Origin of the sequence: Methylobacterium sp. 275MFSha3.1 (assembly GCF_900108435.1) — a bacterium.
Classification (GTDB): domain Bacteria; phylum Pseudomonadota; class Alphaproteobacteria; order Rhizobiales; family Beijerinckiaceae; genus Methylobacterium.
Genome location: NZ_FNWP01000008.1, coordinates 30,133 through 55,343 on the forward strand (window position 1 = coordinate 30,133; position 25,211 = coordinate 55,343).

Annotated in this window: 24 protein-coding genes; 11 read left to right on the forward strand and 13 right to left on the reverse strand. The window is 72.4% G+C overall.

Annotated features, from left to right (window positions below; genetic code table 11):
• Positions 1-14: 14 nt before the first annotated feature.
• Complete coding sequence (locus BLW78_RS10945; RefSeq protein ID WP_091679398.1) at positions 15-560, reverse strand: regulatory protein RecX; 546 nt, start codon at positions 558-560, stop codon at positions 15-17.
• A gap of 224 nt (positions 561-784) precedes the next feature.
• On the opposite strand from BLW78_RS10945, the gene BLW78_RS10950 reads away from it, so the two are divergent.
• The 3 genes from BLW78_RS10950 (at position 785) to grpE (ending at position 5,765) form a co-directional block, all read left to right on the forward strand.
• Entirely contained in the window at positions 785-2,203 is a 1,419-nt protein-coding gene (locus tag BLW78_RS10950) for a TAXI family TRAP transporter solute-binding subunit (RefSeq protein ID WP_091679401.1), read from the forward strand.
• A 51-nt stretch (positions 2,204-2,254) separates the two neighbouring features.
• Entirely contained in the window at positions 2,255-5,047 is a 2,793-nt protein-coding gene (locus BLW78_RS10955) for a [protein-PII] uridylyltransferase (protein ID WP_020092537.1), read from the forward strand.
• A 103-nt stretch (positions 5,048-5,150) separates the two neighbouring features.
• A complete protein-coding gene (grpE, locus tag BLW78_RS10960) occupies positions 5,151-5,765 on the forward strand; it encodes a nucleotide exchange factor GrpE (protein WP_026604829.1) in 615 nt (204 codons plus the stop codon).
• A gap of 18 nt (positions 5,766-5,783) precedes the next feature.
• Here the strand turns inward: grpE and BLW78_RS10965 are convergent, their stop codons facing one another.
• The 3 genes from BLW78_RS10965 to BLW78_RS32025 form a co-directional block, all read right to left on the reverse strand.
• A complete protein-coding gene (locus BLW78_RS10965; protein WP_056526870.1) occupies positions 5,784-6,155 on the reverse strand; it encodes a phospholipase A2 family protein in 372 nt (123 codons plus the stop codon).
• 185 nt (positions 6,156-6,340) lie between these two features.
• A complete protein-coding gene (locus tag BLW78_RS10970; protein ID WP_091679404.1) occupies positions 6,341-7,078 on the reverse strand; it encodes an outer membrane protein in 738 nt (245 codons plus the stop codon).
• Positions 7,079-7,113: 35 nt separating this feature from the next.
• On the reverse strand, positions 7,114-7,242 hold the full coding sequence (locus tag BLW78_RS32025) for a hypothetical protein (protein WP_020092541.1): 129 nt from the start codon (positions 7,240-7,242) through the stop codon (positions 7,114-7,116).
• 474 nt (positions 7,243-7,716) lie between these two features.
• Here BLW78_RS32025 and BLW78_RS10980 point away from each other — a divergent pair, with 474 nt between their 5' ends.
• Both BLW78_RS10980 and BLW78_RS10985 read left to right on the forward strand, forming a co-directional pair.
• Positions 7,717-8,562 (forward strand): DUF6502 family protein, encoded by an 846-nt coding sequence (locus BLW78_RS10980; RefSeq protein WP_091679406.1) that lies wholly within the window; start codon positions 7,717-7,719, stop codon positions 8,560-8,562.
• A gap of 11 nt (positions 8,563-8,573) precedes the next feature.
• Positions 8,574-9,893 (forward strand): DUF5666 domain-containing protein, encoded by a 1,320-nt coding sequence (locus BLW78_RS10985; RefSeq protein ID WP_091679409.1) that lies wholly within the window; start codon positions 8,574-8,576, stop codon positions 9,891-9,893.
• 195 nt (positions 9,894-10,088) lie between these two features.
• Here BLW78_RS10985 and ada read toward each other — a convergent pair whose 3' ends face one another.
• On the reverse strand, positions 10,089-11,153 hold the full coding sequence (ada, locus tag BLW78_RS10990) for a bifunctional DNA-binding transcriptional regulator/O6-methylguanine-DNA methyltransferase Ada (protein ID WP_091679410.1): 1,065 nt from the start codon (positions 11,151-11,153) through the stop codon (positions 10,089-10,091).
• Positions 11,154-11,331: 178 nt separating this feature from the next.
• Between ada and BLW78_RS10995 the strand changes: the two genes are divergently transcribed.
• Positions 11,332-12,318, forward strand: coding sequence for an alginate O-acetyltransferase AlgX-related protein (locus tag BLW78_RS10995; RefSeq protein ID WP_091679413.1), 987 nt, complete (start codon positions 11,332-11,334; stop codon positions 12,316-12,318).
• Between the two features lie 147 nt (positions 12,319-12,465).
• Here BLW78_RS10995 and BLW78_RS11000 read toward each other — a convergent pair whose 3' ends face one another.
• Positions 12,466-13,212, reverse strand: coding sequence for a YebC/PmpR family DNA-binding transcriptional regulator (locus BLW78_RS11000; RefSeq protein ID WP_056526849.1), 747 nt, complete (start codon positions 13,210-13,212; stop codon positions 12,466-12,468).
• 229 nt (positions 13,213-13,441) lie between these two features.
• Here BLW78_RS11000 and BLW78_RS11005 point away from each other — a divergent pair, with 229 nt between their 5' ends.
• Positions 13,442-14,482, forward strand: a complete 1,041-nt coding sequence (locus tag BLW78_RS11005) for an SDR family oxidoreductase (protein ID WP_091679417.1) — start codon at positions 13,442-13,444, stop codon at positions 14,480-14,482.
• Between the two features lie 34 nt (positions 14,483-14,516).
• Positions 14,517-15,491 (forward strand): MBL fold metallo-hydrolase, encoded by a 975-nt coding sequence (locus BLW78_RS11010; protein WP_091679419.1) that lies wholly within the window; start codon positions 14,517-14,519, stop codon positions 15,489-15,491.
• On the opposite strand, the gene BLW78_RS11015 is transcribed toward BLW78_RS11010, so the two are convergent.
• From BLW78_RS11015 to BLW78_RS11030, 4 genes are read right to left on the reverse strand one after another with little or no spacing between them, the layout of a single operon-like run.
• Positions 15,452-16,240, reverse strand: a complete 789-nt coding sequence (locus BLW78_RS11015) for an HAD-IA family hydrolase (RefSeq protein ID WP_091679422.1) — start codon at positions 16,238-16,240, stop codon at positions 15,452-15,454. The genes BLW78_RS11010 and BLW78_RS11015 overlap by 40 nt on opposite strands.
• Entirely contained in the window at positions 16,234-16,920 is a 687-nt protein-coding gene (rpe, locus tag BLW78_RS11020) for a ribulose-phosphate 3-epimerase (RefSeq protein WP_091679424.1), read from the reverse strand. The genes BLW78_RS11015 and rpe overlap by 7 nt, the downstream gene beginning before the upstream one ends.
• Before the next feature lie 20 nt (positions 16,921-16,940).
• Positions 16,941-17,801, reverse strand: a complete 861-nt coding sequence (locus BLW78_RS11025; RefSeq protein WP_012320495.1) for a phosphoribulokinase — start codon at positions 17,799-17,801, stop codon at positions 16,941-16,943.
• 23 nt (positions 17,802-17,824) lie between these two features.
• On the reverse strand, positions 17,825-18,880 hold the full coding sequence (locus tag BLW78_RS11030) for a class 1 fructose-bisphosphatase (RefSeq protein WP_091679427.1): 1,056 nt from the start codon (positions 18,878-18,880) through the stop codon (positions 17,825-17,827).
• Between the two features lie 182 nt (positions 18,881-19,062).
• Between BLW78_RS11030 and BLW78_RS11035 the strand changes: the two genes are divergently transcribed.
• A complete protein-coding gene (locus tag BLW78_RS11035; RefSeq protein WP_026604832.1) occupies positions 19,063-20,010 on the forward strand; it encodes a LysR family transcriptional regulator in 948 nt (315 codons plus the stop codon).
• A complete protein-coding gene (locus tag BLW78_RS11040) occupies positions 20,007-21,251 on the forward strand; it encodes an NAD(P)/FAD-dependent oxidoreductase (protein WP_091679429.1) in 1,245 nt (414 codons plus the stop codon). Before BLW78_RS11035 ends, BLW78_RS11040 begins: the two co-directional genes overlap by 4 nt.
• Before the next feature lie 336 nt (positions 21,252-21,587).
• Here BLW78_RS11040 and BLW78_RS11045 read toward each other — a convergent pair whose 3' ends face one another.
• The 3 genes from BLW78_RS11045 to BLW78_RS11055 all read right to left on the reverse strand — a co-directional run bounded on the left by BLW78_RS11045 (position 21,588) and on the right by BLW78_RS11055 (position 24,578).
• Positions 21,588-22,829 carry an MFS transporter gene (locus BLW78_RS11045; RefSeq protein WP_170855139.1) on the reverse strand — a complete coding sequence of 414 codons (1,242 nt, stop codon included), beginning with the start codon at positions 22,827-22,829 and terminating at the stop codon, positions 21,588-21,590.
• Between the two features lie 81 nt (positions 22,830-22,910).
• A complete protein-coding gene (locus BLW78_RS11050; RefSeq protein WP_091679432.1) occupies positions 22,911-23,825 on the reverse strand; it encodes an amino acid ABC transporter substrate-binding protein in 915 nt (304 codons plus the stop codon).
• A gap of 117 nt (positions 23,826-23,942) precedes the next feature.
• Positions 23,943-24,578 carry a glutathione S-transferase family protein gene (locus BLW78_RS11055; RefSeq protein WP_091679435.1) on the reverse strand — a complete coding sequence of 212 codons (636 nt, stop codon included), beginning with the start codon at positions 24,576-24,578 and terminating at the stop codon, positions 23,943-23,945.
• 195 nt (positions 24,579-24,773) lie between these two features.
• Here BLW78_RS11055 and BLW78_RS11060 point away from each other — a divergent pair, with 195 nt between their 5' ends.
• Positions 24,774-25,154 carry a response regulator gene (locus BLW78_RS11060; RefSeq protein WP_020092557.1) on the forward strand — a complete coding sequence of 127 codons (381 nt, stop codon included), beginning with the start codon at positions 24,774-24,776 and terminating at the stop codon, positions 25,152-25,154.
• The last annotated feature ends 57 nt before the right edge of the window (positions 25,155-25,211 follow it).

The window sequence follows — 25,211 nt, forward strand, 5'->3', positions numbered from 1 at the left end:
CGATGCCGCACCCGTCACGCAGGCGCGTCGGGCTCGCCGAATTCGTCGGGCTCCCGGTCGACCACACGGCGGGCGAGGCCGTAGGCGAAGCCGGCCCGGGCCAGGGCGGCGAGGTCGCGGTCGCGGTGCGTCGCCCGCTGGTCCGGTCGGCGATACGGTCCCAGGCGTCGCCGCTTGGCGTAGGCCTGGGCAGCCTGCTCCTCGATCGCGTCCGCCTCCCCGTCTGGCAGGGCGTCGCGCTCCGCCAGCATGGCGGCCTCCACGACGTCGCGCGGGACTCCCTTGGCGGCGAGCTTGGCCGAGACGCCGCGGGTCGAGGTGCCGCGACGCCGCAGGGTGGCGAGGCGGGTATCGGCGAAGCGCGCGTCGTCCACGAGGCCGGCCGACACCGCCCGCGCGACGGTCGCCGTCACGAGGTCGGCGAAGCGTTCGGGATCCTCGCCCCGGGCCCGCGCGCGCTTCTGGACGCGGCGCGCGAGCGTCCGGCGCAGCATCTCGGTCGAGGCGCTGTAGCGCTCCAGATAGTGGAGCGCCGCACGCTCCAGCCAGGCCGGGCTCACGGGGCCGGGCGGCTTGATCTCGCGGTCGCGACCTTCTGGCGCGGATCCTGCAACGAATGGAGATTTCACCGGTTCTTCACGATCTCGACAGGTTTGCGTTCCATGACTCGGGTATGGAACGCGCGCAACGCGACAGGCTCGGCCATGGCCCGAACCACCGTTCTTCGCCCGGCACTCCGCAGGGCCGATGGCGCCTGCGGCTGCACGGCGCGGCGGCCGTACTGATGCGGCGCGAGTGGCTCCTGGTCCTCGTGGCCCTGGGGCTCGCCGCGGCCGCGGCCGCGATCGTCTACCTGTCGCGCCCGAACACCCTGACGGTGGCGGTCGGCCCCCAGGACGGGCCCGAGGCCGCGCTGATCGAGGCCTATGCCGGCGCCCTCGACCGGGCGCGGGAAGACGTCCGTCTCAAGGTGGTGCGCTACGGCGACGTGCGTGACAGCGCCCTGGCACTCCAGCGCAACAAGGCCGACCTCGCGGTGGTGCGGCCGGACGTGTTCCTGCCCGAGAACGGACTGACCCTGGCGATCCTGCACGACGAGGCGCTGGTCATCGCGGCGCCGGAGGCGGCCGATCTCGACGACGTGCCGGCCCTGGCGCGCAAGCGGCTCGGCATCGTGGTCCGCCACAGCGCCGACCTGTCGTTCCTCACGAACCTGCTCTCCTTCTACGACCTCGTGCCGGACATCGTGGGCGAGGACGCGCCGGAGGCCGGCCACGCCGCCGAGGCGGAGCCCGGCCACGTGGTCGTGGTGCCACTGAAGGTCGGCGACGTCACGGCCGCACTCACCGAGAAGCGGGTCGACGCGGTGGCGGTGATCGCGAGCCCGGCCTCCAAGCCGGCGGCCGCGGTCGTCCGCGCCGTCGAGCTGGGCGCGCCGGACCGCAAGATCGGCTTCGTCTCGATCCCGGACGGCGACGCGATCCTGCAGCGCTTCCCCGAGCTGCAGGCGGTGACGATCCCGGCCGGCACCTTCGGCGGCCGCCCGAAGCGGCCCGACGAGGAGGTCAAGACCGTCGGCGCTTCCTATCGCCTGATGGCCCGCGGCACGGTGAGCCGCGTCGCGGTCGCCTCTGCGACGCAGCACCTGTTCGAGTGGCGCTCGCGGCTCGCCTCGACCGCGCCGGTGGCCAAGCTGATGAAGGCGCCGGACTTCGACACGACGGTGGCGGCGACCTCGGCGCGCCTGCCGAACCACCCCGGCGCCGTCGACTATTTCGAGCGCGAGCAGCAGACCTTCCTCGACCGCTACGAGGACTACATCTACCTGTTCGCCTTCTTCGGCGGCACGATCGGCTCCGGCTTCGCGTGGCTCGGCCAGCGCCTCGCCCGCAAGCGCCGGGAGCGGGTCGACTTCGTCCTCGACCGGCTCCTCGACATCATGCGCGAGGTGCGCGCGGCGACCAGCGCCGCCGAACTCGACGCGATCGCGATCGAGACCGACGGGCTGGTGGCGGACGTGGTCTGCTACGCCCGCGAGCGCAGCATCGACGCGCGGACAGTCAGCGCGCTGATCCTGGCGGTCGACGGCGTCCACGCGGCCATCGCCGACGCGCGGCGGCAGACGAGCGAGACCGAGCCCCGGGCGGCGACCCGCAACCGCACGGCCCGGCTGCTCGCCCTCGATCTGCCGGCCGCGGAGTAGCGGCGGGCGCCGCATGGCTGGCGGCTTAGGGATATCATGCTAACGGGAACCATGTTCGATCCCGTCGCCGCCCTCGATACGGTTCTCGAGAACCTCGACCGCGAGGCCCGCGAGCCCACGAAGCTCCGGGCCGCGCTGGTGCCGCAGCTGCGCCGGGTGATCGAGGAGGGCCACCGGGCCGCCGAGGCGCAGCTCCTCGAGGACCGGAACGGGCTGCTGTGCGCGCAGACCCTGTCGAATCTCACCGACGCGGTGGTCCGGGCGATCCACGACGCCGTGGTCTGGCGGCTCTATCCCAACGACAACCCGTCGACCGGCGAGCAGCTCGCGGTGGTCGCCACCGGCGGCTACGGCCGGGGCACGATGGCGCCGGGATCGGACATCGATCTGCTGTTCCTGCTGCCCTACAAGCAGACCGCGTGGTCCGAGAGCGTCGTCGAGGGGATGCTCTACGTCCTGTGGGACCTGAAGCTGAAGGTCGGCCACGCCACCCGCTCGGTCGAGGAGTGCCTGCGCGAGGCGCGGGCCGACATGACGATCCGGACGGCCCTCCTGGAGGCGCGGTACCTGTTCGGCACCCGGGTGCTCTACGAGGAGCTCGTGACGCGCTTCGACGCCGAGCTGGTGGTCGGGTCCGCCGCCGAGTTCGTCGAGGCGAAGCTGCGCGAGCGCGACCTGCGCGTCTCCAAGGCCGGCACCTCGCGCTACCTCGTCGAGCCCAACGTCAAGGACGGCAAGGGCGGCCTGCGCGACCTCAACACGCTGTTCTGGATCGCCAAGTACACCTACCGGGTCCGCGACCAGATCGAACTCGTCAGCGCCGGCCTGTTCACCCCGGAGGAGTACGCGCTGTTCGAGCGCTGCGAGGAGTTCCTGTGGCGGGTGCGCTGCCACATGCACTTCGCCACGAAGCGCGCCGAGGAGCGCCTGTCCTTCGGTCTGCAGCCGCGGATCGCCGAGCGCTTCGGCTACGAGGCCCGGGGCGGCCTCTCCGGCGTCGAGCGCTTCATGAAGGCCTATTTCCGCATCGCCAAGGATGTGGGCGATCTCACCGCCATCGTCTGCGCCGAGCTGGAGGCGCGCCACGCCAAGCGCACGCCGGTTCTCGACCGCTGGATCGGCCGGTTCCGCGACCGGTTCCGGGCGACCGCCATGGAGGCGGAGGATTTCTGGATCGACCACGGCCGGGTGAACCTGCGCGCGGAGGACGCCTTCGAGCGCGACCCGGTCAACCTCATCCGGCTGTTCTGGCTCGCCGACCGGCACAACCTCGCGATCCATCCGGACGCCAAGCGGCTGGCCAACCGGTCCCTGCGCCTCGTCAACCCGTCGCTGCGCGTGGACCCCGAGGCGAACCGGCTGTTCGTCGAGATCCTGACCTCGCGGAACGCGCCGGAGGAGGCGCTGCGCGAGATGAACGAGGCGGGCGTGCTCGGCCGCTTCATCCCGGATTTCGGCCGCATCGTCGCGATGATGCAGTTCAACATGTACCACCACTTCACGGTGGACGAGCACCTGCTGCGCACGGTCGGCGTGCTGGCGGACATCGAATCGGGCCGGGCCCAGGAGACCTACCCGCTGGTCTCGCGCCTCGTGCACTCGATCCACAACCGCACCGCGCTCTACGTCGCGATCCTGCTGCACGACATCGCCAAGGGCCGCCCGGAGGACCACTCGATCGCCGGCGCCGCCATCGCCGAGAAGCTCTGCCCGCGCTTCGGCCTGAACCAGGCCGAGACCGAGACGGTGCGCTGGCTCGTGGAGCACCACCTGCTGATGTCGATGACCGCGCAGAGCCGCGACCTCTCGGATGCCAAGACGATCGAGCGCTTCGCCGCGAGCGTGCAGAGCCTGGAGCGGCTGAAGCTCCTGACCATCCTGACGGTGGCCGACATCACCGCCGTCGGCCCCGGCGTCTGGACCGCCTGGAAGGGCACCCTGGTCCGCACCCTGTACGACGAGACCGAGGTCTACCTCTCGGGCGGCCATTCCGAGATCGCCCGCACCGACCGGGTGCGCCTCGTGCAGATGGGCCTGCGGGAACAGCTGCCCGGCTGGGGCTCGGAGGAGTTCGACGCCTACGCGGCCCGCCACAGCCAGGCCTACTGGCTCAAGGTCGACGGCACGCGCCAGCTCAAGAACGCGATCTTCCTGCGCGACGTCGTGCGCGACGGGCGGACCAGCGCGACCGACGTCGCCCTCGATCCCGTCCGGGGCGTGACCGAGATCACGGTCTACTCGCCGGACCATCCCCGCCTGCTCGCCATCGTCACCGGCGCCTGCGCGGCGGCCGGCAGCAACATCGTCGACGCGCAGATCTTCACCACCACGGACGGGTTCGCCCTCGACACGATCTTCATCTCGCGCGCCTTCGAGCGGGACGACGACGAGCTGCGTCGGACCAAGCGCATCACCGCGGCGATCGAGCGGGCGCTGAAGGGCGAGATCAAGATCGCCGACCTCGTGGCCGACAAGCACCCGCCGACCAGCACCCGCGCCAAGACCTTCCCGGTGCCGCCGGACGTCATCATCGACAACGCCTTGTCGAGCCGGGAGACCGTGGTGGAGATCACCGGCCTCGACCGGCCGGGCCTGCTCTACGAGCTCACCACGGCCTTCAGCCGGCTGTCGCTCAACATCACGTCGGCGCATGTGGCGACGTTCGGCGAGCGCGCCGTGGACGTCTTCTACGTCACCGACCTCACCGGCACGCGGGTGACGCAGCCTGACCGGCAGGCCGCGATCCGGGCCGCCGTGATGGACGTGTTCGCCCACGACGTCGCGACGCTGAAGGCCGAGGGTCTGGAGGCGCTGGTGGCGGCGCCGCCGCCGCGCGAGGCGTGAGCGTGCGGGTTGATTTCGCGGCCCCGTGGCCAGATATCAGCGCCGATTCCACCATCCCTAACCGATTCCCGCCCACGACTGAAACGTGATGACGAGCAACGACATGCCCCAGGATGACCAGCGCCAGACCACGGTCGAAGCCGGTGCCGGCGCGGCCCAGGATCCCGCGCCCGCGGGTCAGGGCAGCGAGTCGGCCACCGTCGATCCGGTCGCGGAGGCCCTGGCCCTGCTGACCGCCGAGCGCGACGAGCTCAAGGACCGGACGCTGCGCACCCTCGCCGAGATGGAGAACCTGCGCCGCCGGACGGAGCGCGAGGTCGCCGACGCGCGCGCCTACGCGGTGACCAACTTCGCCCGGGACGTGCTCAACGTCGCCGACAACATCCGCCGCGCCCTCGACAGCGTTCCGGCCGACGCGAAGGCCACGGCCGACGGCGCCCTGAAGGGGCTGATCGACGGGATCGAGCTCACCGAGCGCGACCTCGGCAAGACCCTCGAGCGCCACGGCGTGAAGATCGTCGAGCCGCAGGGCCAGAAGTTCGACCCGAACCGCCATCAGGCGATGTTCGAGGTGCCGAACGCGGAGGTTCCGGCCGGCACCGTCGTGCAGGTCGTGCAGGCGGGCTACGTCATCGGCGAGCGCGTGCTGCGCCCGGCCCTGGTGGGCGTCGCCAAGGGCGGCCCGAAGGCAGCCGCCAACCCGGCCGACGCCGCCTGAGCGGTCCCGCGGTGCGCCCTACTGGCAGGGCAGCGCCGCGGCGAAATCCGAGATGAACTGCGCGGTCTGGCGGGTCTGGGCCGGCGCGGCCGGATCGCGGGCGACGAGCCCCGCCTCGACGCGGAGGCGGCCGTTGCAGGCGCAGGTCGGCAGCGTTCCCGCGGCCGGCTCGGGCGAGCACGCGTCGTGGTGCGCGCAGGCGAGATCCAGCGCGTCGATCGGCGGGTAGCCGGGCCCGCGGCTGCCGGGGCCGCAGAAATTCCCGTAGATCAGGATGGCGCCGCGCCCGTCGGGCCCGGGTGGCACGATCTCCTGCGCCCGCGCCGGGACGGTGCAGGCCGCGAGCGCGACGGCGAGCAGCATTGTCGTGAGGGAGGTCGAGCTGGGCATGCTCACGGCCGATCCTGTCGGAGAGAATCCGCGGTCCCGCGGGGCTGCACCCGCGCGGTATCCGGCCTCACCGACATCCCTCGGCCATGGACAGGCTCGCGCGGCCGACAGATTCGCGAAGCCGAATGCAGGGCATTGCGACCCAGCTTGACCGCTCCGTCAAGCTATCGCCCAACGAATATTGCTCAGAATCGGTAATTCACACCGGCCCGAACCACCGCAAACCCGGAGTCCTGTTTGCCGGCACCATAAAACGCCGGGACACTGGCGTTGTAGTACGTGGCGGCGTTCGTTCCGCGGCCGAGATGGAGGTAGAGCGCCTCCACCTTGGCGGAGAGCTTGTCGGTGAAGGCGTACTCGATGCCCCCGCCGCCCGCGTATCCGGTCCGGTCGGTCGACGGCAGGGTGTAGGGGTAGGCGCCCGCGTCGGTCGCGCGCGCCCCGCCGCCGTAAGCGAAACCGCCGGTCCCGTAGACGAGGACCCGGTCGAACGCGTAGCCGAGCCGGGCGCGGACCGTGCCGAAATAGTCGAGGCTCGGTCGGACACTGTAATACGGCGTGGTGCCGAGATAGGCGGCGTCCGCCTTGGCGAAGGCCGCGCCCTGGATGTCGGCCTCGACGCCGACGACGACGCCGGAGCCCGGCGTGAATTGGTAATTGTAGCCGATCTGGCCGCCGCCGGCGAAGCCGCCTGACCGCCCGCCGCCCGTGACGGTGCCGTAGGTCGGGTCGGTGAAGCCGCCGCTCCCGGTCGGGAACGCGTATCCCGCATTCACGCCGGCATAGAAGCCCGTCCAGGTGAAGACCGGAAGCGACGGCAGTGGCGGCGGCGGCGCGCGGCGGGGCAGGTCGGCCGCCTGGGCGGCGAGGGCCAGGCAGCCGCATGCGGCGCCCGCGAGGGCTGCGGAGGTTCGTGCGTTCATGGAAATCTCGTTCGGCGCGCGGCGGAGCCGCGGGATCAGAGGGCCAGGAGGAGCAGCCCGACGACGGTCACGGACAGGATCAGGCAAAGAGCGAGATCGAGAATGGCCGCTCCACCGCAGGTCGGCGCGGTTCGTGCGCGGTCGATACCGGAGAGGGCGATCAAGAGCGGACCTCGCGGTTCTCTTCCGTGCGTGCCGCGACCCTCACGGTTCTCGCGGCGCGTCGGGGCCCGACGGCGCCCGAGGGTGCCGCCGCCCCGCCTGAGGGGGTGGCGGGAGCGGCGGCCTGCGGCGCCCTCGGTGAACCGGCGCGGTGGACCGTTTCCGCGACGGCGACCCCGAGGACGGGCAGTGTGAGCGCGGCGACGACGCAGACGAGGCGTCGGAGCCGCGGAAGGGGATCACCCAGGCTTGCCCGTCGCGCCTGGGCGGTGGGAAGCGTGAGCGGCGGCAGGGGCATCGCCACGAGCGTTCGCGTCTCAATCGTCATCGGCCGGCCCCGTATCTCGTGGGAAATTTGACCACGAGACGGTTCTACGTGTGCAAAAATCCCACGTCAACGCGAAATCGAGGAACCAGCGTGCGCCTTCGCACGCGGTGGGATTGTGTCCCACAGCATGAGCCGTCACGATGCGGCCATGTCTGATACTGCCGATACACCGCGGGAGGGCGCCAGCCTGCACGCGCCGCTGGCGCGGCTGCTGCGCCCCCTCGTGCGCCTGCTCGTCGCCCGCGGCATCACCTTCCCGGCGCTCACCGACCTGCTGCGCGAGCTCTACGTGAACGTCGCCGAGTACGACTTCGCCCTCGCCGGAAAGGAGCAGACCGACAGCCGCGTCTCCCTGCTCACCGGCATCCACCGCAAGGAGGTCCGGCGCCTGCGGGGCGCCGGTGCTCCGGTCAGCGCCGTCCCGGCGGTCGTCTCCCGCACCAGCCGGATCATCGCCCGCTGGATCGCCGACCCGGCCTTCACCGACGCGCAGGGCCAGCCCCTGAAACTTCCGCGCACGGCCGAGGGCGGCGCACCCTCGTTCGAGTCGCTGGTCGCGGGCGTGACGCGGGACCTGCGGCCGCGCGCCGTCCTCGACGAGTGGCTCGATCGCGGGCTGGCCTTCACGGATCCGCAGGACCGGATCGTGCTGGCCGAGGCCGCCTACGTACCGAGGGGCGACGGCGCCGAGGGGCCCCAGCTCTACTATTTCGGCCGCAACCTGCACGACCATATCGCCGCCGCCGTCGCCAACATCTTCGGAGACGCGCCGCGCTTCCTCGAGCGGGCGGTCCACTACGACGGGCTGTCCGAGGACCTCGCGACCCGGCTCGAGGCGCGCGCCCGCGAGATCGCCATGGAGGCGCTGCAGCAGGCCAACCGGGAAGCGCACGCCGCCTGCCAGACCGATCCCGGCGGCACACATCGCTGGAACTTCGGCCTGTACGTCTACACCGAAGCGGCGCCGCCGGCGCGGCGAGCGGACGAGCGGTGAGAGGCCGGCCGGTGCGCGCCACGCTCGACCGCCGCTTCGTCCTGCGCCTGCTCGCGGGCGCCGCGACCGTGCTGCCCGGCGCCGTCCGGTCGCAGGAATCCCCGCGCGATCAGGGCATCGGCGGGACCGGCATGATGCGGACCGACGCGCCGAAGAGCGGGCCCCTCGGCGAGGGCGACCGCGGCATCGGCGGCACCGGCGTGATCGGCACGATCCGACGCTTCGGCTCGATCGTCGTCAACGACCTGCGCATTGCCTATCCGCCCGAGGTGGAGGTGCATATCGACGGCACGGCCGCGAAGGCCGCCGACCTGAAGATCGGTCAGGTCGTCCACGTGGTGGCGCGGCCCGAGGGCGGCGGACTCGCCACGGGGCGGATCGACGTCACGAGCGAAGTGGTCGGGACGGTGGAATCGATTGCGCCTGGGCGGCTCGTAGTGCTCGGCCAGCGGGTCTCGACCACGGGTCTCGGCGGCGCGTGGCAGCCGGGCGCGCGGGTCGCGGTGAGCGGGCTGCGCCGGCCCGACGGCGTGATCGTGGCGAGCCTGATCGAGCCGCGGGACACCGGGCCCGACCGCGTCGCCGGCCCGGTGCGGCGGGTCGCGGGCGGCCTCGGGATCGGCGGCCTCCGCCTCGCGGGCGCCGACGCCCTGCCGCCGGGCCGGCGCGCCCTGGTGACGGGCCGTGCGGCGAACGGCGTGCTCACCGTGACCAACGCCGCGCAGGTCGGTCTGCCCTTCCCGCCGGGTCTGAAACAGGTCTCGATCGAGGCCTATATCGGCCGGGATAGCGGCAGGCTCGACGTCGGCGCGGGCTACGCCGTCGCGGGTCGTCCGGGCGCGCAGGTTCCGCGCACCGGAAGCGTGCGGGCGGTGCTGACCGCGGCGATCGCGCGGGACGGGGACCTGACGGTGGAGCGGCTGCGGATCGAGGACCGCATCGCGCCCGAGCCGCAGCGGCCGGACACCCCGCGGTTCGAGCGGGAGCGCGACCGGCTCGACCTCCGCAACCTCCCCGACGAGGCGCCCGGCCGCTTCGGCGCCGAGCCCCGAGGCCGTCAGGGCGGCATCGGCGAACCGCGCGGCCCCGCGATCGACACCCGGCCGGGGGGCGCGGTCGTCCCCGGATCGGAGGGTACCGGCGGATTCGGAGCGCCGCGCGGCGGCTTCGGCGGCACGCCGCCGGCAGGCCCCGGGGCGTTCCCGGGCGGCCCCGGGGGCTTCGGCGGCTCGCCCGGGGGCCCGGGCCCGGGCGGGGGCGGCTTCGGCGGCGGTGGTTTCGGCGGCGGTGGTTTCGGCGGGCCTGGCGGTCCGGGCGGCGGCCGGCGCTAGAGCCGCGCCCGGTCGGGACGACAATGTAGCCGGGCCCGTGCCGAGCGAGGCGTGGGTCCTCTCTCCCCTGCGGGAGAGGGGTGTGGGGCGGCTGTCTCGACCGGATCGGCCTTCGTCCCGCACCGTCGCAACGCAATCGGAGGCGGCTCTAGAACAGACCGCGCGGAGCGCGGACGCGCGCGGGACGGAGGGACTTCAGGCCTCCGCCTCCCGGTCGAGCAGCGCGCGCTTGCGCGCGACGCCCCAGCGATAGCCCGACAGGGCACCGTCCGAGCGCACGACGCGGTGGCAGGGGATGGCCACCGCGACCGGGTTCGCCCCGCAGGCCTGCGCGACCGCGCGCGTCGCCGTCGGCAGGCCGATCGCCCGGGCGATCTCCGCGTAGGTCGCGGTGGATCCCACCGGGATCTTGCGCAGCGCCGTCCAGACCCGCTGCTGGAACGCCGTGCCGCGGATATCGAGGGGCAGGTCGAGGCCGCTGCCCGGCGCCTCCACGAGCCCGATGACCCGCGCCATCCAGCCCTCGAAGGCCGGGTCGCCGCCCTCGATCTCCGCGGCGGGGAAGCGGTCCTGGAGATCGTGCAGGAGCGGCTCGGGCGCGTCCCCGAGGAGGATCGCGCAGACGCCCGCCTCGGTGGCGGCGACGAGGATCGCGCCGAGGCTGCAGGCGCCGATACCGAACCGGATGCGCAGGCCCGCGCCGCCCGTCCGGTAGGCGGCGGGCGCCATGCCGAGGCGCGGCGCGCCCGCCGCGTAGAACCGGCTCGCGGCAGCGTAGCCGGCCTCATACAGCGCCTCCGTCACCGAGGCGGCCCCAGGCAACCGCCGCGCCACGGCGGCGGCACGGTGGGCGGCCGCGTAGGCTCTGGGGGTCACGCCGGTGGCGTCCTTGAACACCCGGTGGAAGTGGTAGGCGCTCAGGCCGGCGGCGCGGGCGAGCGCGGCGAGGGACGGAACCGTCTCCGCCGTCTCGATCAGGCGGCAGGCGCGGGCGACCGCCTCGGCCCGGCGCTCGGCGAGGGCGGGCTCGTCCGGGCGGCAGCGGCGGCACGGCCGGAAGCCGGCAGCCTCGGCCTCGGCGCAGGTCCGGTGGAAGCTGACATTCTCGGGCCGCGCCGCGCGCGCGGCGCAGCTCGGGCGGCAGTACACGCCCGTGGTGCGGACCGCGTACACGAAGGTGCCGTCGGCCCGCGGGTCGCGGGCGGCGAGGGCGGCCCAGCGCTCGGCATCGCCGGGGTCTGTCGCGGGAACGGGGCTCATGGCAGCCGCACTATGCGGCTTGGCGCGGGCGTTGAGGAGGGGCATGACGGGGCCTGCCGGGTGGTGGATGACGCGTGCGGCACTCTGCCGGTCCGCCGCCGCACCGGCATCCCGCGCCTTGCGGCCGAATTCGACATCGGCGGCCGCCGGAACGGGCGACCCGCCTCACGAGTGCGCCATGGCTTCGAGCACGCCCGATCACATCCATGTCGGCCAGGACGGCTGGCTGTTCCTGAAGACGGGCACGAACGACGTGCTCGGCCAGTACGAGCGGCCGGAGGAGACGACCGAGCTGATCTGGCAGTGGCGCAGCCTCGTGACGACGCGGGAGCGGCGCCTGCGCGCCCAGGGGATCCTGTACCGCCACGTCGTCGCCCCGGAGAAGCTGATGATCTACGATCACCGGCTCGACGGGCTCACCATCCGGCCGAGCGCGTCGCCGGCCTACCGCCTCCTCCACAGCGAGCCCCCGGCGGGCCGCTTCCCGGGTCCGATCGGGCTGTACGCGGCCTGGCGCCGGCGGAAGCGCTGGCGGCAGACCTGCATCGATCTGGTGACGCCGATGCGGGCGCAGCGCGACGCGGCCGACCTCTACTGCCGGACCGACACCCACTGGTCCGCCGACGGCTGCTATCTCGCCTACGCGGAGATCTGCCGGGCGCTGGGCGCCGAGCCGCGGCAGGACCTGCGAGAGCGGCCGTCCTTCGAGACCGACCACGACGGCGATCTGGGGAGCGCCTTCGATCCACCCCGGCGAGCGCGCTCGCGCACCGTCCTGATGCAGCAGGACGCGGTCCGGACCTACGGCAGCCCGATCGTCGAGGCCCGGGAGAAGGCCGGCCTGCTGCACACGCTGCATGTCGGTGCGCACGTGATCTACGGGAACGCCAAGGCCACCGACCCGCGCCGGCTGGTCTTGTTCGGCGATTCCTTCTCGCACGTCATGCCGTACATGCTGACGATCATGCTGGCCGAGACGTTCCGCGAGGTGCACTTCGTCTGGAGCACCTCGCTGGACTGGCCGTATATCGAGCGCGTCCGGCCCGACATCGTGCTGACCGAGGTGGCCGAGCGCTTCATGGTGCAGCTGCCCGACGACACCTTCTCGGTGGAGCGCTACGCGCAGGACCGCTTCGGGGCCGAACTCGCGGCCGCGGGCGCCTGACGGGCGAGTCCGGAACTCCGGAGGGCGAACACACCGCCCCCCCCGACTTCGCCAGTCCGGGATTGCCGAGCGGGATCCGGAGCGCGAGCGGGCGCCCGGCATGGCTGCGACCGGAACTGTCCGTTCCCGGCTCGCCGGCCGTGCCCCTCACGCCTGCAGCTTGGCCACCAGCGCGTCCGACAGGGCGAAGTTCACGTAGACGTTCTGGACGTCGTCCTGATCCTCGATCACCTCGACGAGGCGGATGAGCTTCTCGCCGGTCTCGTCGTCGACATTGATGGTGTTCTGCGCCTTCCAGATCAGGCCCGTGCGCGCGGGCTCGCCGAAGCGCGCCTCGAGGGCCTTGGTGACCTCGCCGTAGGAATCCTGGGCGCAGATGACCTCGTGTCCGTCCTCGCCGGAGCTGACGTCGTCGGCGCCGGCCTCGATCGCCGCCTCCAGCATCGTGTCGGCGTCGGCCACGGAGGCCGGGTAGGCGATCACGCCGACGCGGTCGAACATGAAGGCGACGGCCCCGGTCTCGGCGAGGCTGCCGCCGGACTTGGTGAAGGCCGAGCGCACGTCCGAGGCGGTGCGGTTGCGGTTGTCGGTCTGTGCCTCGACGATCAGCGCGGCGCCGCCGGGCCCGTAGCCCTCGTAGCGGATGTCCTCGTAGTTCTCGCCGTCGGCGCCGGCGGCCTTCTTGATGGCGCGCTCGATATTGTCCTTGGGCATGTTCTCGGCGCGGGCCGCCAGGATCGCGGCGCGCAGGCGCGGGTTCATCGCCGGGTCGGGCGTGCCGAGCTTGGCCGCCACCGTGATCTCGCGGGCGAGCTTGCCGAACACCTTCGAGCGGACCGCGTCCACCCGGCCCTTCCGGTGCATGATGTTCTTGAACTGCGAATGGCCTGCCATGACGGTTCGGACTTTTGTTCGTTGGCGCGGGCGGGCGTGCGGGACCCCGCCGTCGCGGCTGTGAGGTCGCGCCGTATATAGGCCGCCGCCTTCGGACGAAGCAACGCGGCCGCTGCCGGTCGGCGCGACACGGGTCGACACGGCCCCGCGGGCTTCGCAATCCCGTGACCGCGGAAAAAGTCGCCGTCTCGGGCGTTGGCGCTGGACTTCACGCGCAGCTGGGAACCCGATGTCGAGCCGGAACGGACGCAGCACGGTCATGGTCACGGGCGCGAGCGCCGGCGTCGGCCGGGCTGTCGCCCACGAATTCGCCCGGCACGGCTGGAACGTGGGGCTGATCGCGCGCGGCCCGGCGGGGCTGAGGGGCACGATCCGCGATGTCGAGCGGGCCGGCGGCCGGGCCCTGGCCTTTGCGGCCGACGTCGCCGACGCGGAGGCCGTCGCCCAGGCCGCCGACGCGCTGGCCGAGGCGTTCGGCGGCATCGACGTCTGGGTCAACAACGCGATGGTGACGGTCTACGCGCCCGTTCAGGAGACGAGCCCGGACGAGTTCCATCGCGCCACCGCGGTGACCTATCTGGGGCAGGTGCACGGCACGCTGGCGGCCCTCCGCCACATGGTCCCGCGCGACCGGGGCACGATCGTGCATGTCGGCTCGGCGCTCGCCTACCGGTCGATCCCGCTCCAGGCGAGCTACTGCGCCGCCAAGGCCGCCGTGCGGGGCTTCGTCGATTCCCTGCGCAGCGAGCTGCTCCACGACCGCAGCCGAGTCCGCCTGACGATGGTACAGCTTCCGGCCGTGAACACGCCGCAATTCGACTGGGCGCGCTCGCGGCTGCCACGCAAGCTCGAGCCGGTGCCGCCGATCTACCAGCCGGAGGCCATCGCCCGGCACGTCTTCCGGGCGGCGCACGACGCGCCCCGGGAAATGTGGATCGGGGCCTCGGCCTGGAAGGCGATCATCGGAAACATGCTGATCCCGGGCTGGATCGACGGCTACCTCGCCCGGCACGGCTATCGCGGGGAGATGACCGGCGTGCAGGCGCAGAAGAACCGACCCGACAACCTCTACGACCCGGTGGACACCGATCCCGGCGCACACGGCCGCTTCGACTCCCGCGCGACCAGCGACGTCGCGGCGGCCGACCCGCGCTGGCTCAAGTTCGGGATCGCGGCCGCGCTCGGCCTCGTGGCCGGGACGATGCTGTTCGCCACCGAGGCGCACGGGCGGGCGGACGCCCGCGCCGATCGCCGGCCGGGCAGACGCTAGGACACGGGCCAACGCGGGTTTCAAGGAGGATCCGATGCCGGGCACGAACCGTCGCGATCTGGTGCGGGCCGCGCTCGCCGGAGGGGCCGTCCTGGGTCTCGGCGGCCGCGCCCGCGCCACCGCACCCTTCGGCGGAGCGCAGGCGCCGGGCTTCTACCGGACGCGTGTCGGCAGCTGCGAGGTCACGATCCTCAACGACGGGGCGCGCAGCTTCCCGATGCCGGACCGCTTCGTGCGCAACGTTCCCCGGGACGAGGCGCTCGGCGCCGCGCGGGCGGCCTACATGCCCCCCGGCCAGGTGACGGTGCCGTTCAACCCGACGCTGATCAACACGGGCGCGAAGCTCGTCCTGATCGATACCGGCAACGGCCCGGTGCCGGGCGCGCCCGTCGGCCGCCTCGCGGCGAACCTCGCGGCGGCCGGGATCAGGCCCGAGGACATCGACCTCGTCCTGCTCTCGCACCTCCATCCCGACCACACGAACGGCCTCAAGCGGGCGGACGGGTCCCTCGCCTTCCCGAACGCCGAGATCCGGGCCGCCGCACCCGACTGGGCGTTCTGGATGAGCGACGCCAACATGGCCCGCGCCGCCGACCCGGTGACGCAGGGCTACTTCGCCAACACCCGCCGGGTGCTCGGCGACCTGAAGGACCGGATCGGCAGCTTCGCGTGGGACGAGGAGATCGTGCCCGGGATCACCGCCCTCGCCGCCCCCGGACACACGCCGGGCCACACGGCCTTCGCGGTCGCCTCGGGCGCGGACCGTCTGCTGATCCAGTCCGACGTGACCAACATCCCGGCCCTCTTCCTGCAGCACCCGGACTGGCACGTGATGTACGATCACGACGCCGATCAGGCGCAGGCGACGCGCCACCGCTTCTACGACACGGCCGCGTCCGAGAGGGCCCTCGTGGTCGGCTACCACTTCCCCTTCCCGTCGCTCGGCCACGTGGAACGGGACGGACCGGGCTACCGGCTCGTGCCCATCGCCTGGGCTGGCACGCTCTGACCGTCCTGGGATTCGTGCCACCGGATCAGGGAGGCCAGATCCACGACCCCGCCCGGCCATTCGACGCCCGCGAGGTGCCGGTGCGGCCGGTCCGGCTCGCCGAGATCCGAGACGGCCGAGAAGGCGCCGTCGAGCCGGTGGCTCTCGGTGTAACGGCTCCGGGTCGCCAGCACCGGCAGCCCGGCGGCCCGGGCCGAGCTGATGCCGGCGGCCGAATCCTCGAAGGCCACCGCCTCGGAGGCCGGGATCTCCAGGCCGGCGAGCGCCAGCAGGAACACGTCGGGGGCGGGCTTCTTGCGGCTCGCCTCGTCGCCGGCCGCGATCACGTCGAAGGGCGCGGCGTCCGGCGGGAAATTGGCGGCGAGGAGCCGGTCGACGTTCGGGCGGCTCGTCGTGGTGGCCACCGCGAGCCGGATTCCCGCGGCCCGGGCCTCGGCGATCAGCCGGGCGATCCCGGGGCGCAGCGGCAGGCCGTTCCGTGCGACGAGGTCGCCGTAGGCGCGCGTCTTGATGGCGTGGATCTCCGGCGCGCGGGCGTGGAGCGCGGCGGCTTCCGCCGGGTGCTCGGTGTCGATGTAGTGGGCGAGCCGCTCCTTCCCGCCCATGACGGCCAGCAGGTCGGCGTAGAGCGCCTCGTCCCACCGCCAGGGCAGGCCGAGCTCCGCGAAGGCGCGGTTGAACGCCTGCCGGTGCAGGTCCTCGGTCTCGGCGAGGGTCCCGTCGACGTCGAAGATCAGCGCCCTCAGCACGACAGGTCGCGACCGGAGGCGCCCTCCGCGCCCTCGCGGATCGCCGCGATGCGCTCGGCGTAGGCGTCCGGGCCGCCGCTGAACACGGCGTTGCCGGCCACGAACGTGTCGGCCCCGGCGCGGCTCGCGACCTTGACCGTCTCGGGGTCGATCCCGCCGTCGACCTGGATGCGGATGTCCCGGCCCGCCACCATGGCGCGCACCCGCGCCACCGATTCCATGGCGCCCTTGATGAAGCTCTGGCCGCCGAAGCCGGGATTGACGGTCATCACCAGCACGAGATCCACGAGGTCGAGCACCGGCTCGACCATGGCGGCCGGCGTGCCCGGGTTGATCGCCACGCCGGCGCGCTTGCCGAGGTCGCGGATGGTCTGGAGCGAGCGGTGGATGTGCGGCCCGGCCTCGGCGTGGACCGTGATGCCGTCGGCCCCCGCCTGCGCGAAGGCCGCGAGGTACGGATCGGCCGGCGCGATCATCAGATGCACGTCGAAGTACTTCTGCGTGTGCGGCCGGAGCGCTCTCACCACCGGCGGGCCGAAGGTGATGTTGGGCACGAAATGCCCGTCCATCACGTCGAGGTGGATCCAGTCGGCCCCGGCCGCGTCCACGGCGCGGGTCTCCTCGGCCAGCTTCGAGAAGTCGGCGGACAGGATCGACGGGGCGATGACGGGTGCGAGCATGGGAGGCTTTCGGGGTCGGCTCAGGCCAGCCGGCGGCGGCGCTCGACGAGCTGCATGATCATCGGCGTCAGGATCAGCTGCATCGCCAGGTCGAGCTTGCCGCCGGGGATCACGATGGAGTTGGCCCGGCTCATGAAACTGTCGTGAATCATGGAGACGAGATACGAGAAGTCGATCCCCTTCGGATCCTTGAAGCGGATCACGACCATCGATTCGTCGGCGGTGGGAATCCAGCGGGCGATGAACGGGTTCGACGTGTCGACCGTCGGCACCCGCTGGAAGTTGATGTCGGTGAACGAGAATTGCGGGCAAATGGTCTGCACGTAGTCGGGCATGCGCCGCAGGATCACGTCGGTCACCGCCTCGGTGGAGTAGCCGCGGAACGAGCGGTCCCGATGCAGCTTCTGGATCCATTCGAGGTTGATCACCGGCACGACGCCGATCTTCAGGTCGGCGTAGCGGGCGATGTCGACGTCCTGGTCGGCCACGCAGCCGTGCAGGCCCTCGTAGAACAGGAGGTCGGAATCGGGCGGAAACGTCTCCCAGTCCGAGAAGCTGCCCTCCGGGATGCCGTAGGCCTGCGCGTCGTGCTGGTCGTGGGCGTAGTGACGGGTCCGGCCGGTGCCGGACTCGGCGTAGCTGCGGAACACCGCCTCCAGCTCGGGCAGGAGGTTGGCCCGCGGCGCGAAGTGGGACAGCGTCGGCTCGTTCGCCATCATCGCCCGCATCGTGTCGCGGTCGAAGGCGTGGAAGCCGTCACCCTCGATGAAGACCGCCCGCACGTCCTCGCGGCGGAAGATCTGCTCGAAGGTGTTGCGCACCGAGGTGGTCCCGGCCCCGGAGGAGCCGGTCACCGAGATGATGGGGTGCCGCGCCGACATGCCTTTACGACTTCACGGTGCGGCTATGACCGCATCAGGCCGCGCTGGCCGAAGAGCGGCGAGCGGCCGGCATCGGGCTTGCCGCCGGCATAGTAGGTGGCGACGCACGCCACTTCCTCGGTGGAGCCGCAGACCAGCGGCGCCCGCTCGTGGATCCCGGTGGCCACGAGGTCGAGGATCCGCGTCTGGCCGTCGGTCGCCGCGCCGCCGGCCTGCTCGACCAGCATGGCCACGGGCGCGACCTCGTAGAGCAGCCGCAGGCGGCCGCGGGCGTAGTTCTTCCGGGCGTCGCCCGGGTAGAGGAACACGCCGCCGCGGGTCAGCACGCGCTGGATGTCGGCTACCAGCGAGGCGAGCCAGCGCATGTTGTAGTCCTTGTCGCGCGGCCCCTCGGTGCCGCGCTGGCAATCCTCGATATAGGCCTTCACCGGGGCGTCCCAGTGCCGGGCGTTCGAGGCGTTGATGGCGAATTCCTTCGTGGAGGCCGGCACCGACATCGCCGGGCTCGTCAGCTTGAACCGGCCCTCGGCGCGGTCGAGCACGTAGGACTGGGTGCCCTCGCCCAGTGTCAGGATCAGCGCCGTGGCCGGGCCGTAGGTGACGAAGCCCGCGGCAATCTGCGTCGAGCCGGGGGTGGTGAACGAGGCCAGCGGGTTCGCCGGATCCTTGATCGACGGCCGGATGCCGAAGATCATGCCGACGGCCATGTTCACGCCGATGTTGGAGGAGCCGTCGAGGGGGTCGATGGCGACGGCGAGCGGGGCGTCCGGGTTCAGACGCATCACCTCCTCGGCCTCCTCGGAGGCGACCTCGGCGACCGGAGCGCCCCGCAGCGCCGCGGTCACGCTCTCGTGAGCGATGACGTCGAGGGCCTTCTGGACGTCGCCGTCGCTGTTGTGATCGCCGGCCGCCGCGAGGTCGCCACCGAGCGCGCCGCGCCCGATCCGCTCGCTGATCTCCACCGCCGACCGCGCCACGGCCGCGACCACCGCGGCGGCGTCCTTCAGCGCCGGATTGGCGTCCACGGCCTGCGCCAGGCAGGTCTCGAGGGGCGTCCCGATCGCCGCTGAAATTGCCATCGGCCTACTCCTCCTGCTCGGATCCCGTCCGCGGGGATCGCGCGTTCCGCGCCGGCTCTGTAGCGGCCGCTCGGCTGCCAAGATAGCGGTCTCTGTCTCCGGATCGACAGGAACCCGCGGCGGGGCCTTCAAGATTTCTGTGCGATCTTGTGCCATAGGACGAAAAAAACGAGATGTCCGCCATGCGCAACCTCTCCCTCAAGCAGCTTCAGGCGGTCGCTGCCGTGGCCCGCCTCGGCACCATGACCCGGGCTGCGCAGGAGCTGAACGTCACCTCGGCCGCCCTCTACGCGCGCATCCGCCAGCTGGAGGAGGAGGCCGGGCTGCTGCTGTTCGACCGGACGCCGGGGGGCCTCAAGCCGACGGATGCCGGCCGCGAGATGCTCTGGGCGATCGACAGCATCAACACGGTGCTGGAGACCTGCACGGACCGCCTGCGCACCCTGCGCGGCGCGGAGGGCGGCCGCGTGGCGCTCGGCGTCGTCTCCACCGCCAAGTACTTCGCCCCGCAGGTGATCGCGGGCTTCGTCAAGAAGCATCCCGGCGTCGAGATCAGCCTGTCGGTGCGAAACCGCGGCCAGACCGTGGAGGCGCTGCGCGGCTACGAGATCGACTTCGCCCTGATGGGCCGCCCGCCCCGGGACTTCCCGATCGAGGCCGCCACCTTCGGGCCGCACCCGATCGTGCTGATCGCGCCGCCCGGCCACCCGCTGGCGGGCCGGACCGACCTGAACCGCGAGGACCTCGCGGACCAGCCGTTCTTCCTCCGCGAAGAGGGCTCGGGCACCCGCATGGTCTTCGAGGAGTTCATGAGCGGCGTCCTGGTCAAGCGGGCGCCGCTGGACATCGACACCGGGTCGAACGAGACCATCAAGCAGGCGGTGATGGCCGGGCTCGGGATCGCGCTGCTCTCGGTGCACTCCGTGGCGGCCGAGCTGGAGAGCGGGCGCCTCGTCCTCCTCAACGTCAGGGGCCTGCCGATCCGGCGCGACTGGTACGCGGTCCGGCGCGCCGACAAGGTGCTGGGTCCGGCCGCCTCGGCGGTCTGGTCCTACCTGATGTCGGAGGGCGCGCGCTGCCTGCCGGGCGTCGCCCAGAGCGGTCTGGTGCTGGCGGGAGCCAAGGCGTGAGCGCCGCTGCCGGCGTCGTCGTGGCCGGGGCCGGGCAGGCCGGCTTCCAGCTCGCCGCGTCCCTGCGGGAGGGCGGGTTCCGCGACCCGATCACCCTGGTGGGCGACGAGACCGCCCTGCCCTACCAGCGGCCGCCCCTCTCGAAGGCCTACCTCGCCGGGAAGACCGATCGGGAGGGCCTGTTCCTGCGCCCGCCCGGCTTCTTCGCCGAGCACGCCATCGCGCACCGCCCGGGGCTCCGCGCCGTCGCGGTCGAGCGGGACGCGCGCCGCCTGCAGCTCTCGGACGGCACCGACCTCCCCTACGACCACCTCGTGCTCGCCACCGGCGCGCGCAACCGCCCCCTGCCGGTCCCGGGCGCCGAACTCGCGGGCGTGCGCCAGCTGCGCGGCCTCGCGGATGCCGACGCCCTGAAGGCGGCGGTCGCCGAGGCCCGGGCGATCGTGGTCATCGGGGCCGGCTTCATCGGGCTCGAATTCGCCGCCGTCGCGGCCGCGCGCGGCCTGCCGGTGACGGTGATCGAGGCGGCCGAGCGGCCCATGGCCCGGGCGGTCTCGTCCGAGATGGGCGAATTCTTCCGCCGCGCCCACGCCGCGATGGGCGTGCGCTTCGCCTTCGGGGCCGGCGTGACGGCGATCGTCGGGCGGGACGGCCGCGCCACCGGCGTCGCCCTGGCGGACGGCAGCGAACGCGCGGCCGACCTGGTCCTCGTCGGGATCGGCGTCCTGCCGAACCGGGAACTCGCCGCGGAGGCCGGCCTGCCGGCCGAGGACGGCGTGCGGGTCGATGCGTTCCTGGCGACGCCCGACCCGGCCATCTCGGCGATCGGCGACTGCGCCCGCTTCCCGATCCCCTTCGCCCACGGGCTGACGCCGGACGGGACGGTGCGGATCGAGTCCGTGCAGAACGCCATCGACCAGGGCCGCTGCCTCGCGGCGCGCCTCACCGGCAAGCCCGCCGCCTACGGCGCGCTGCCGTGGTTCTGGAGCGACCAGGGTCCGCACAAGCTGCAGATCGCGGGCCTGTCGGGACCCCGCGATGCCGGCGTCGTCCGCGGGACCGGCGACGCGTTCTCGGTCTTCCGCTTCCGCGACGGGCGCCTGAGCACGGTGGAATCCGTCGACCGCGCGGGCGACCACATGATCGCGCGGCGCCTGCTCGCGGCCGGGACGCCGCTGACGCCCGACCAGGCGGCCGATCCGGACTTCGACCTGAAGGGGCTGGCGATGGGGCGGGTCTGAGAGCTGCTCCGCGTCATCGCGAGCGTAGCGAAGCGACCCAGAGCAGCGCGACATCGGGAGGCGTGGCGCGACACTGGATTGCTTCGCTGCGCTCGCAAGGACGACCTCGCGCGGTTCAGACTAACTGTCGGAAAACCATGGGCCGGCTGGACGCCGCTTTGAATCGTCCGAGCACCATGCCCTTTCCCGGGCGCATGGAGCACCAGCGGAATGCGACCCGGGATCCAGCGCGAAACGTCGCGAAGCGTCGATATGCGGTGCCGCTTTCGCGGCGCTTCGTGTGCTGGTTCCCGGATCGCCTTCCACTGCGTTGCGGGCGTCCGGGAAAAGGCGCGCTCAGCCGGTAAACGGGACTGGTCCCGGCTTCTGCCGCAGGGCGATGGCGGTGGCGATCCCGAGCGCCAGGATGGTGACGGCGCATCCGAGCAGGGCCCCGAGCTGGCCGAACCGGAGCAGCGCCTGCCCGATCACCGCGACGCCGAGCGCCTGGCCGCAGAAGAACGAGAAGGCGTGGAGCGCCACCGCGGAGGCGCGGGCCTTGGGCGCGACCTCGGTGACCTGCGTCTGGTAGGTGTTGTGCAGCATGTAGAAGCCGAGGCCCATGGCGGTGAGCGCGGCGCAGTCGACCTGCCAGGAGCCCGCGAGCCCGACCACGGTGAGCGACGCGCCGCAGATCAGGCCGCCGCCGATCAGCATCCGCGGCAGGCCGAGCAGCCGCACCAGCAGCCCGACCAGGGCCGAGTAGAGCAGGCCGCCGACCGCGAACCCCGCCAGCACCAGCCCGGCCTCGCGCGGGCCGCCCTCCCCCCGCGCCTCGATCAGCGGGGCGAGGTGCGGGAACACGCCGAAGATCGCGATGGCCTCGATGAACACCGCCGAGAACAGCACCCGCGCCCGGGGATTGCCCAGGATCGTGCGGTAGCGCGTCACCGCCTCGCCGAAGGCGGGGCGGCGGGCCGGGGCCCGGCCGGCCCGGTCGAAGCCGAAGACGGTCGCCGCGCAGGCCAGGGCCGCCACCGCGGCGGTGACCGCGAAGACGCCGCGCCAGCCGATCGCCGCCTCGATCAGGCCCGCGAAGGTCGAGCCCGAGAGCTGGCCGAGGATCACCGCCACGAGGAAGCGCCCGATCGCCACCTGGCGACCCTCCATCGGCACGCGGTCGCCCAGGAGCGCGAGCGAGAGCGGGATGCAGCCGCCCGCGGCAGCCCCCGCGAGCATGCGGAGGCCGAACAGGCTGCCGATGTCCGGCGCGACGCTGCACAGGGTCAGCGCGACGGCGAGCACCGCGAGGCAGGTGCTCATCACCCGCTCTTTGCCGAGCGCGTCGCCGATCGGGCCGAGCACCGGCTGGATGAACGCGTAGGGCAGTGCGAAGGCGGTGGAGAGGAGCGCCACCGTGTGGGCGTCGCTCGCGAGATCCCGGGCGAGCACGCCGACGAGGGGCTCGACCGAGCGGAGCGCGAAGGTGCTGCCGAACCCCGCGCAGGCCAGCACGACGATCAGGCGCGGGATCGACGTGGCCGGCGGCGCGGCGACGGCCGCGCTGGACGGGAGAGCCGGCTCTGTGCTGTCGGTCATGGCACGCTTCGCGACGCGGGCGGGATCAGACCCGCGGCATCGCATCTCCCTCGCCGGAGCGGAACCCCGCCGCGCGACAGATCAGTGCGCGTAGAACGCGGGATCCGAATTGTCGGTCGGGTGCGCGAAGGCCCAGCGCAGGGCCGACGACAGCGGCACGTTGTAGTTGAGGCCGCGCGGCGGCACGGGCTTCAGGAACCAGCGGTCGTAGAGCACCGTGATCTCGGGGCTCCGGTAGAGATCGGCCGTCGCCCGGTCGACCACCGCCTTGAAGGCCGGGTCGTCCTTGCGCAGCATGATCCCGTAGGGCTCCGGATTGGACAGGGTCTCCTCGCTGACCACGTAGGCGGCGGGCTCCTTGGACTGGGCCGCGACCACGCTGAGCTGCACGTCGTCCATGACGAAGGCCGAGGCCCGGCCGGTCTCGACCATGAGGAACCCCTCCGGGACGTCCTTGGCGGCGATCACCGTGATGCCGAGCTTGCGCTCGTTGTTGGCCTTGATCAGCATCAGGATGTTGGTCGAGCCGGCGACCGACGAGACCGTCTTGCCGCGCAGGTCGTCCAGGCCGGCGATGTGCTGGTCCTTGCGGGAGACGAAGCGGGTCGCCGTGAGGAAGTGCGTGTTGGTGAAGTCCACCTGCTTCTTGCGCTCGGCGTTGTTGGTGGTCGTCCCGCATTCGAGATCGATCGTGCCGTTGGTCATCAGCGGGATGCGGGAGGAGGAGTTGACGAACTCCATCCCGACCTCGAGGCCCGGCATCTTCAGTTCGCGCTTCACCGCGTCGGCGATCCTCAGGCAGATGTCGACCGCGAAGCCGACGACCTTCTGGTTCTGGTCCAGGTAGCTGAACGGGGTCGCGGTATCGCGCACGCCGAGGACCAGCCTGTTGCTGTCGTGGATCTTCCTGAGCGTGCCGGTGAGATCGGCGGCCCGCGCGGCCCCCGCGGGGGCGCCGAGGAGGAGCGCGGCGATGAGGGGAGCGAGCAGACGCATGGGCCGACGGGTTCCGGTCGCGCGAGGGGCCGTCCGCGGGGTGCGCCGGCGGCGGGAGACCGGACCGCGCGCCGGGGCCGGCCCCCGGCGCGAGCCCCAGCAAGAGTCCGGCCGCGGTCAGGCGGACGCGGCCGCTTGGTGCACCTCGGCGAGCTGCGCGTCCGCGGCCGCGACCTTCCGCGAGGCCGGGCGGGACCGGATGCGCTCCACGTAGGCCGCCAGCACCGGGTCGGGCGCGACGAGGCCGAAGCCCGTCGTCCAGCCGAGGGCGCCGCCCCACAGCACGTCGGCGGCGCTGAAGCGCGCGCCGAGCAGGTACGGGCCGGGCGTCAGGGCCTCCTTCACCCGGGCGATGACGCTGTCGTAATCGGCGTAGGCCGACATGGCGCGCGGGCCCGGCTCCCGCTTCAGGTACCGGTCGATCACCGCGGGCTCGAAGCAGGAGCCGTAGAACACCATCCAGCGCAGGTAGGTGGCCCGGTCGGGCTCGGTCGGTGCCGGGGCGAGCCCCGCCTCGGGGAACAGGTCGGCGAGGTAGAGGTAGACGGCCGCCTGCTCGGTCACCACGGCGTCGCCGTGGCGGATCGCCGGCACCTTCGCCATCGGGTTCACGGCGCGATAGGCGTCCTGGAGGTGCTCGCCGGCGCGCATGTTGAGCGCGTGCAGCCGGTACGGGACCCCGAGTTCCTCGAGCAGCACGCGCACGCCCGACGAACGGGTATTGGGCGAATGATAGAACTCGATGTCAGGCATACTGGCCATTCCGCCCCGTCCGAGGATTGTCGATTCGTTGGCGTCCACGCTCTTACCCGCGGACCGACGGGTCAACCGCGGACCGGAGGCCACTTCTCCAGGGACCGGAATCGCGGCAGGAACGTTGGGCGATTGTGCGTTGCCGCGCGTTGGGCCTCCGACCGGCACGACGCGAGCCGGGGGTTACGAGTTCTGATGGCGAAGATTCTGCTGGTCGAGGACCACGAAGAGATCTGGGATTTCCTCTCCCGCCGCCTCAAGCGGCGCGGCTACGAGGTGATGCTCGCGCATGACGGCGAGGCCGGCGTCCGGCAGGCGCGCTCGGGCCAGCCCGATGTGATCCTCCTCGACATGAACCTGCCGGTCCTCGACGGCTGGTCGGTCGCCCGGACGCTGAAATCCGGCACCGACACCCGGGCGATCCCGATCATCGCGCTCACGGCCCACGCCATGTCGGGCGACCGCGACAAGGCCATCCAGGCCGGCTGCGACGACTATCACCCGAAGCCCGTCGATTTCTCGAAGCTGCTCAGCCAGATCAGCGCCGCCCTGGGCGAGACCGCGCAGGCGAGCTGACCCGGCAGCGGACGCGCGACCTGCGGCCCCGAGATCTGCGGCCCCGAGACCTGATGT

Coding starts and splice junctions, on each gene's coding strand:
- BLW78_RS10950 (WP_091679401.1), top strand. CDS start 785: ATGCGGCGCGAGTGGCTCCTGGTCCTCGTGGCCCTGGGGCTCGCCGCG.
- BLW78_RS10955 (WP_020092537.1), top strand. CDS start 2,255: ATGTTCGATCCCGTCGCCGCCCTCGATACGGTTCTCGAGAACCTCGAC.
- grpE (WP_026604829.1), top strand. CDS start 5,151: ATGCCCCAGGATGACCAGCGCCAGACCACGGTCGAAGCCGGTGCCGGC.
- BLW78_RS10965 (WP_056526870.1), bottom strand. CDS start 6,155: ATGCCCAGCTCGACCTCCCTCACGACAATGCTGCTCGCCGTCGCGCTC.
- BLW78_RS10970 (WP_091679404.1), bottom strand. CDS start 7,078: ATGAACGCACGAACCTCCGCAGCCCTCGCGGGCGCCGCATGCGGCTGC.
- BLW78_RS10980 (WP_091679406.1), top strand. CDS start 7,717: ATGTCTGATACTGCCGATACACCGCGGGAGGGCGCCAGCCTGCACGCG.
- ada (WP_091679410.1), bottom strand. CDS start 11,153: ATGAGCCCCGTTCCCGCGACAGACCCCGGCGATGCCGAGCGCTGGGCC.
- BLW78_RS10995 (WP_091679413.1), top strand. CDS start 11,332: ATGGCTTCGAGCACGCCCGATCACATCCATGTCGGCCAGGACGGCTGG.
- BLW78_RS11000 (WP_056526849.1), bottom strand. CDS start 13,212: ATGGCAGGCCATTCGCAGTTCAAGAACATCATGCACCGGAAGGGCCGG.
- BLW78_RS11005 (WP_091679417.1), top strand. CDS start 13,442: ATGTCGAGCCGGAACGGACGCAGCACGGTCATGGTCACGGGCGCGAGC.
- BLW78_RS11010 (WP_091679419.1), top strand. CDS start 14,517: ATGCCGGGCACGAACCGTCGCGATCTGGTGCGGGCCGCGCTCGCCGGA.
- rpe (WP_091679424.1), bottom strand. CDS start 16,920: ATGCTCGCACCCGTCATCGCCCCGTCGATCCTGTCCGCCGACTTCTCG.
- BLW78_RS11025 (WP_012320495.1), bottom strand. CDS start 17,801: ATGTCGGCGCGGCACCCCATCATCTCGGTGACCGGCTCCTCCGGGGCC.
- BLW78_RS11030 (WP_091679427.1), bottom strand. CDS start 18,880: ATGGCAATTTCAGCGGCGATCGGGACGCCCCTCGAGACCTGCCTGGCG.
- BLW78_RS11035 (WP_026604832.1), top strand. CDS start 19,063: ATGCGCAACCTCTCCCTCAAGCAGCTTCAGGCGGTCGCTGCCGTGGCC.
- BLW78_RS11045 (WP_170855139.1), bottom strand. CDS start 22,829: ATGACCGACAGCACAGAGCCGGCTCTCCCGTCCAGCGCGGCCGTCGCC.
- BLW78_RS11050 (WP_091679432.1), bottom strand. CDS start 23,825: ATGCGTCTGCTCGCTCCCCTCATCGCCGCGCTCCTCCTCGGCGCCCCC.
- BLW78_RS11055 (WP_091679435.1), bottom strand. CDS start 24,578: ATGCCTGACATCGAGTTCTATCATTCGCCCAATACCCGTTCGTCGGGC.
- BLW78_RS11060 (WP_020092557.1), top strand. CDS start 24,774: ATGGCGAAGATTCTGCTGGTCGAGGACCACGAAGAGATCTGGGATTTC.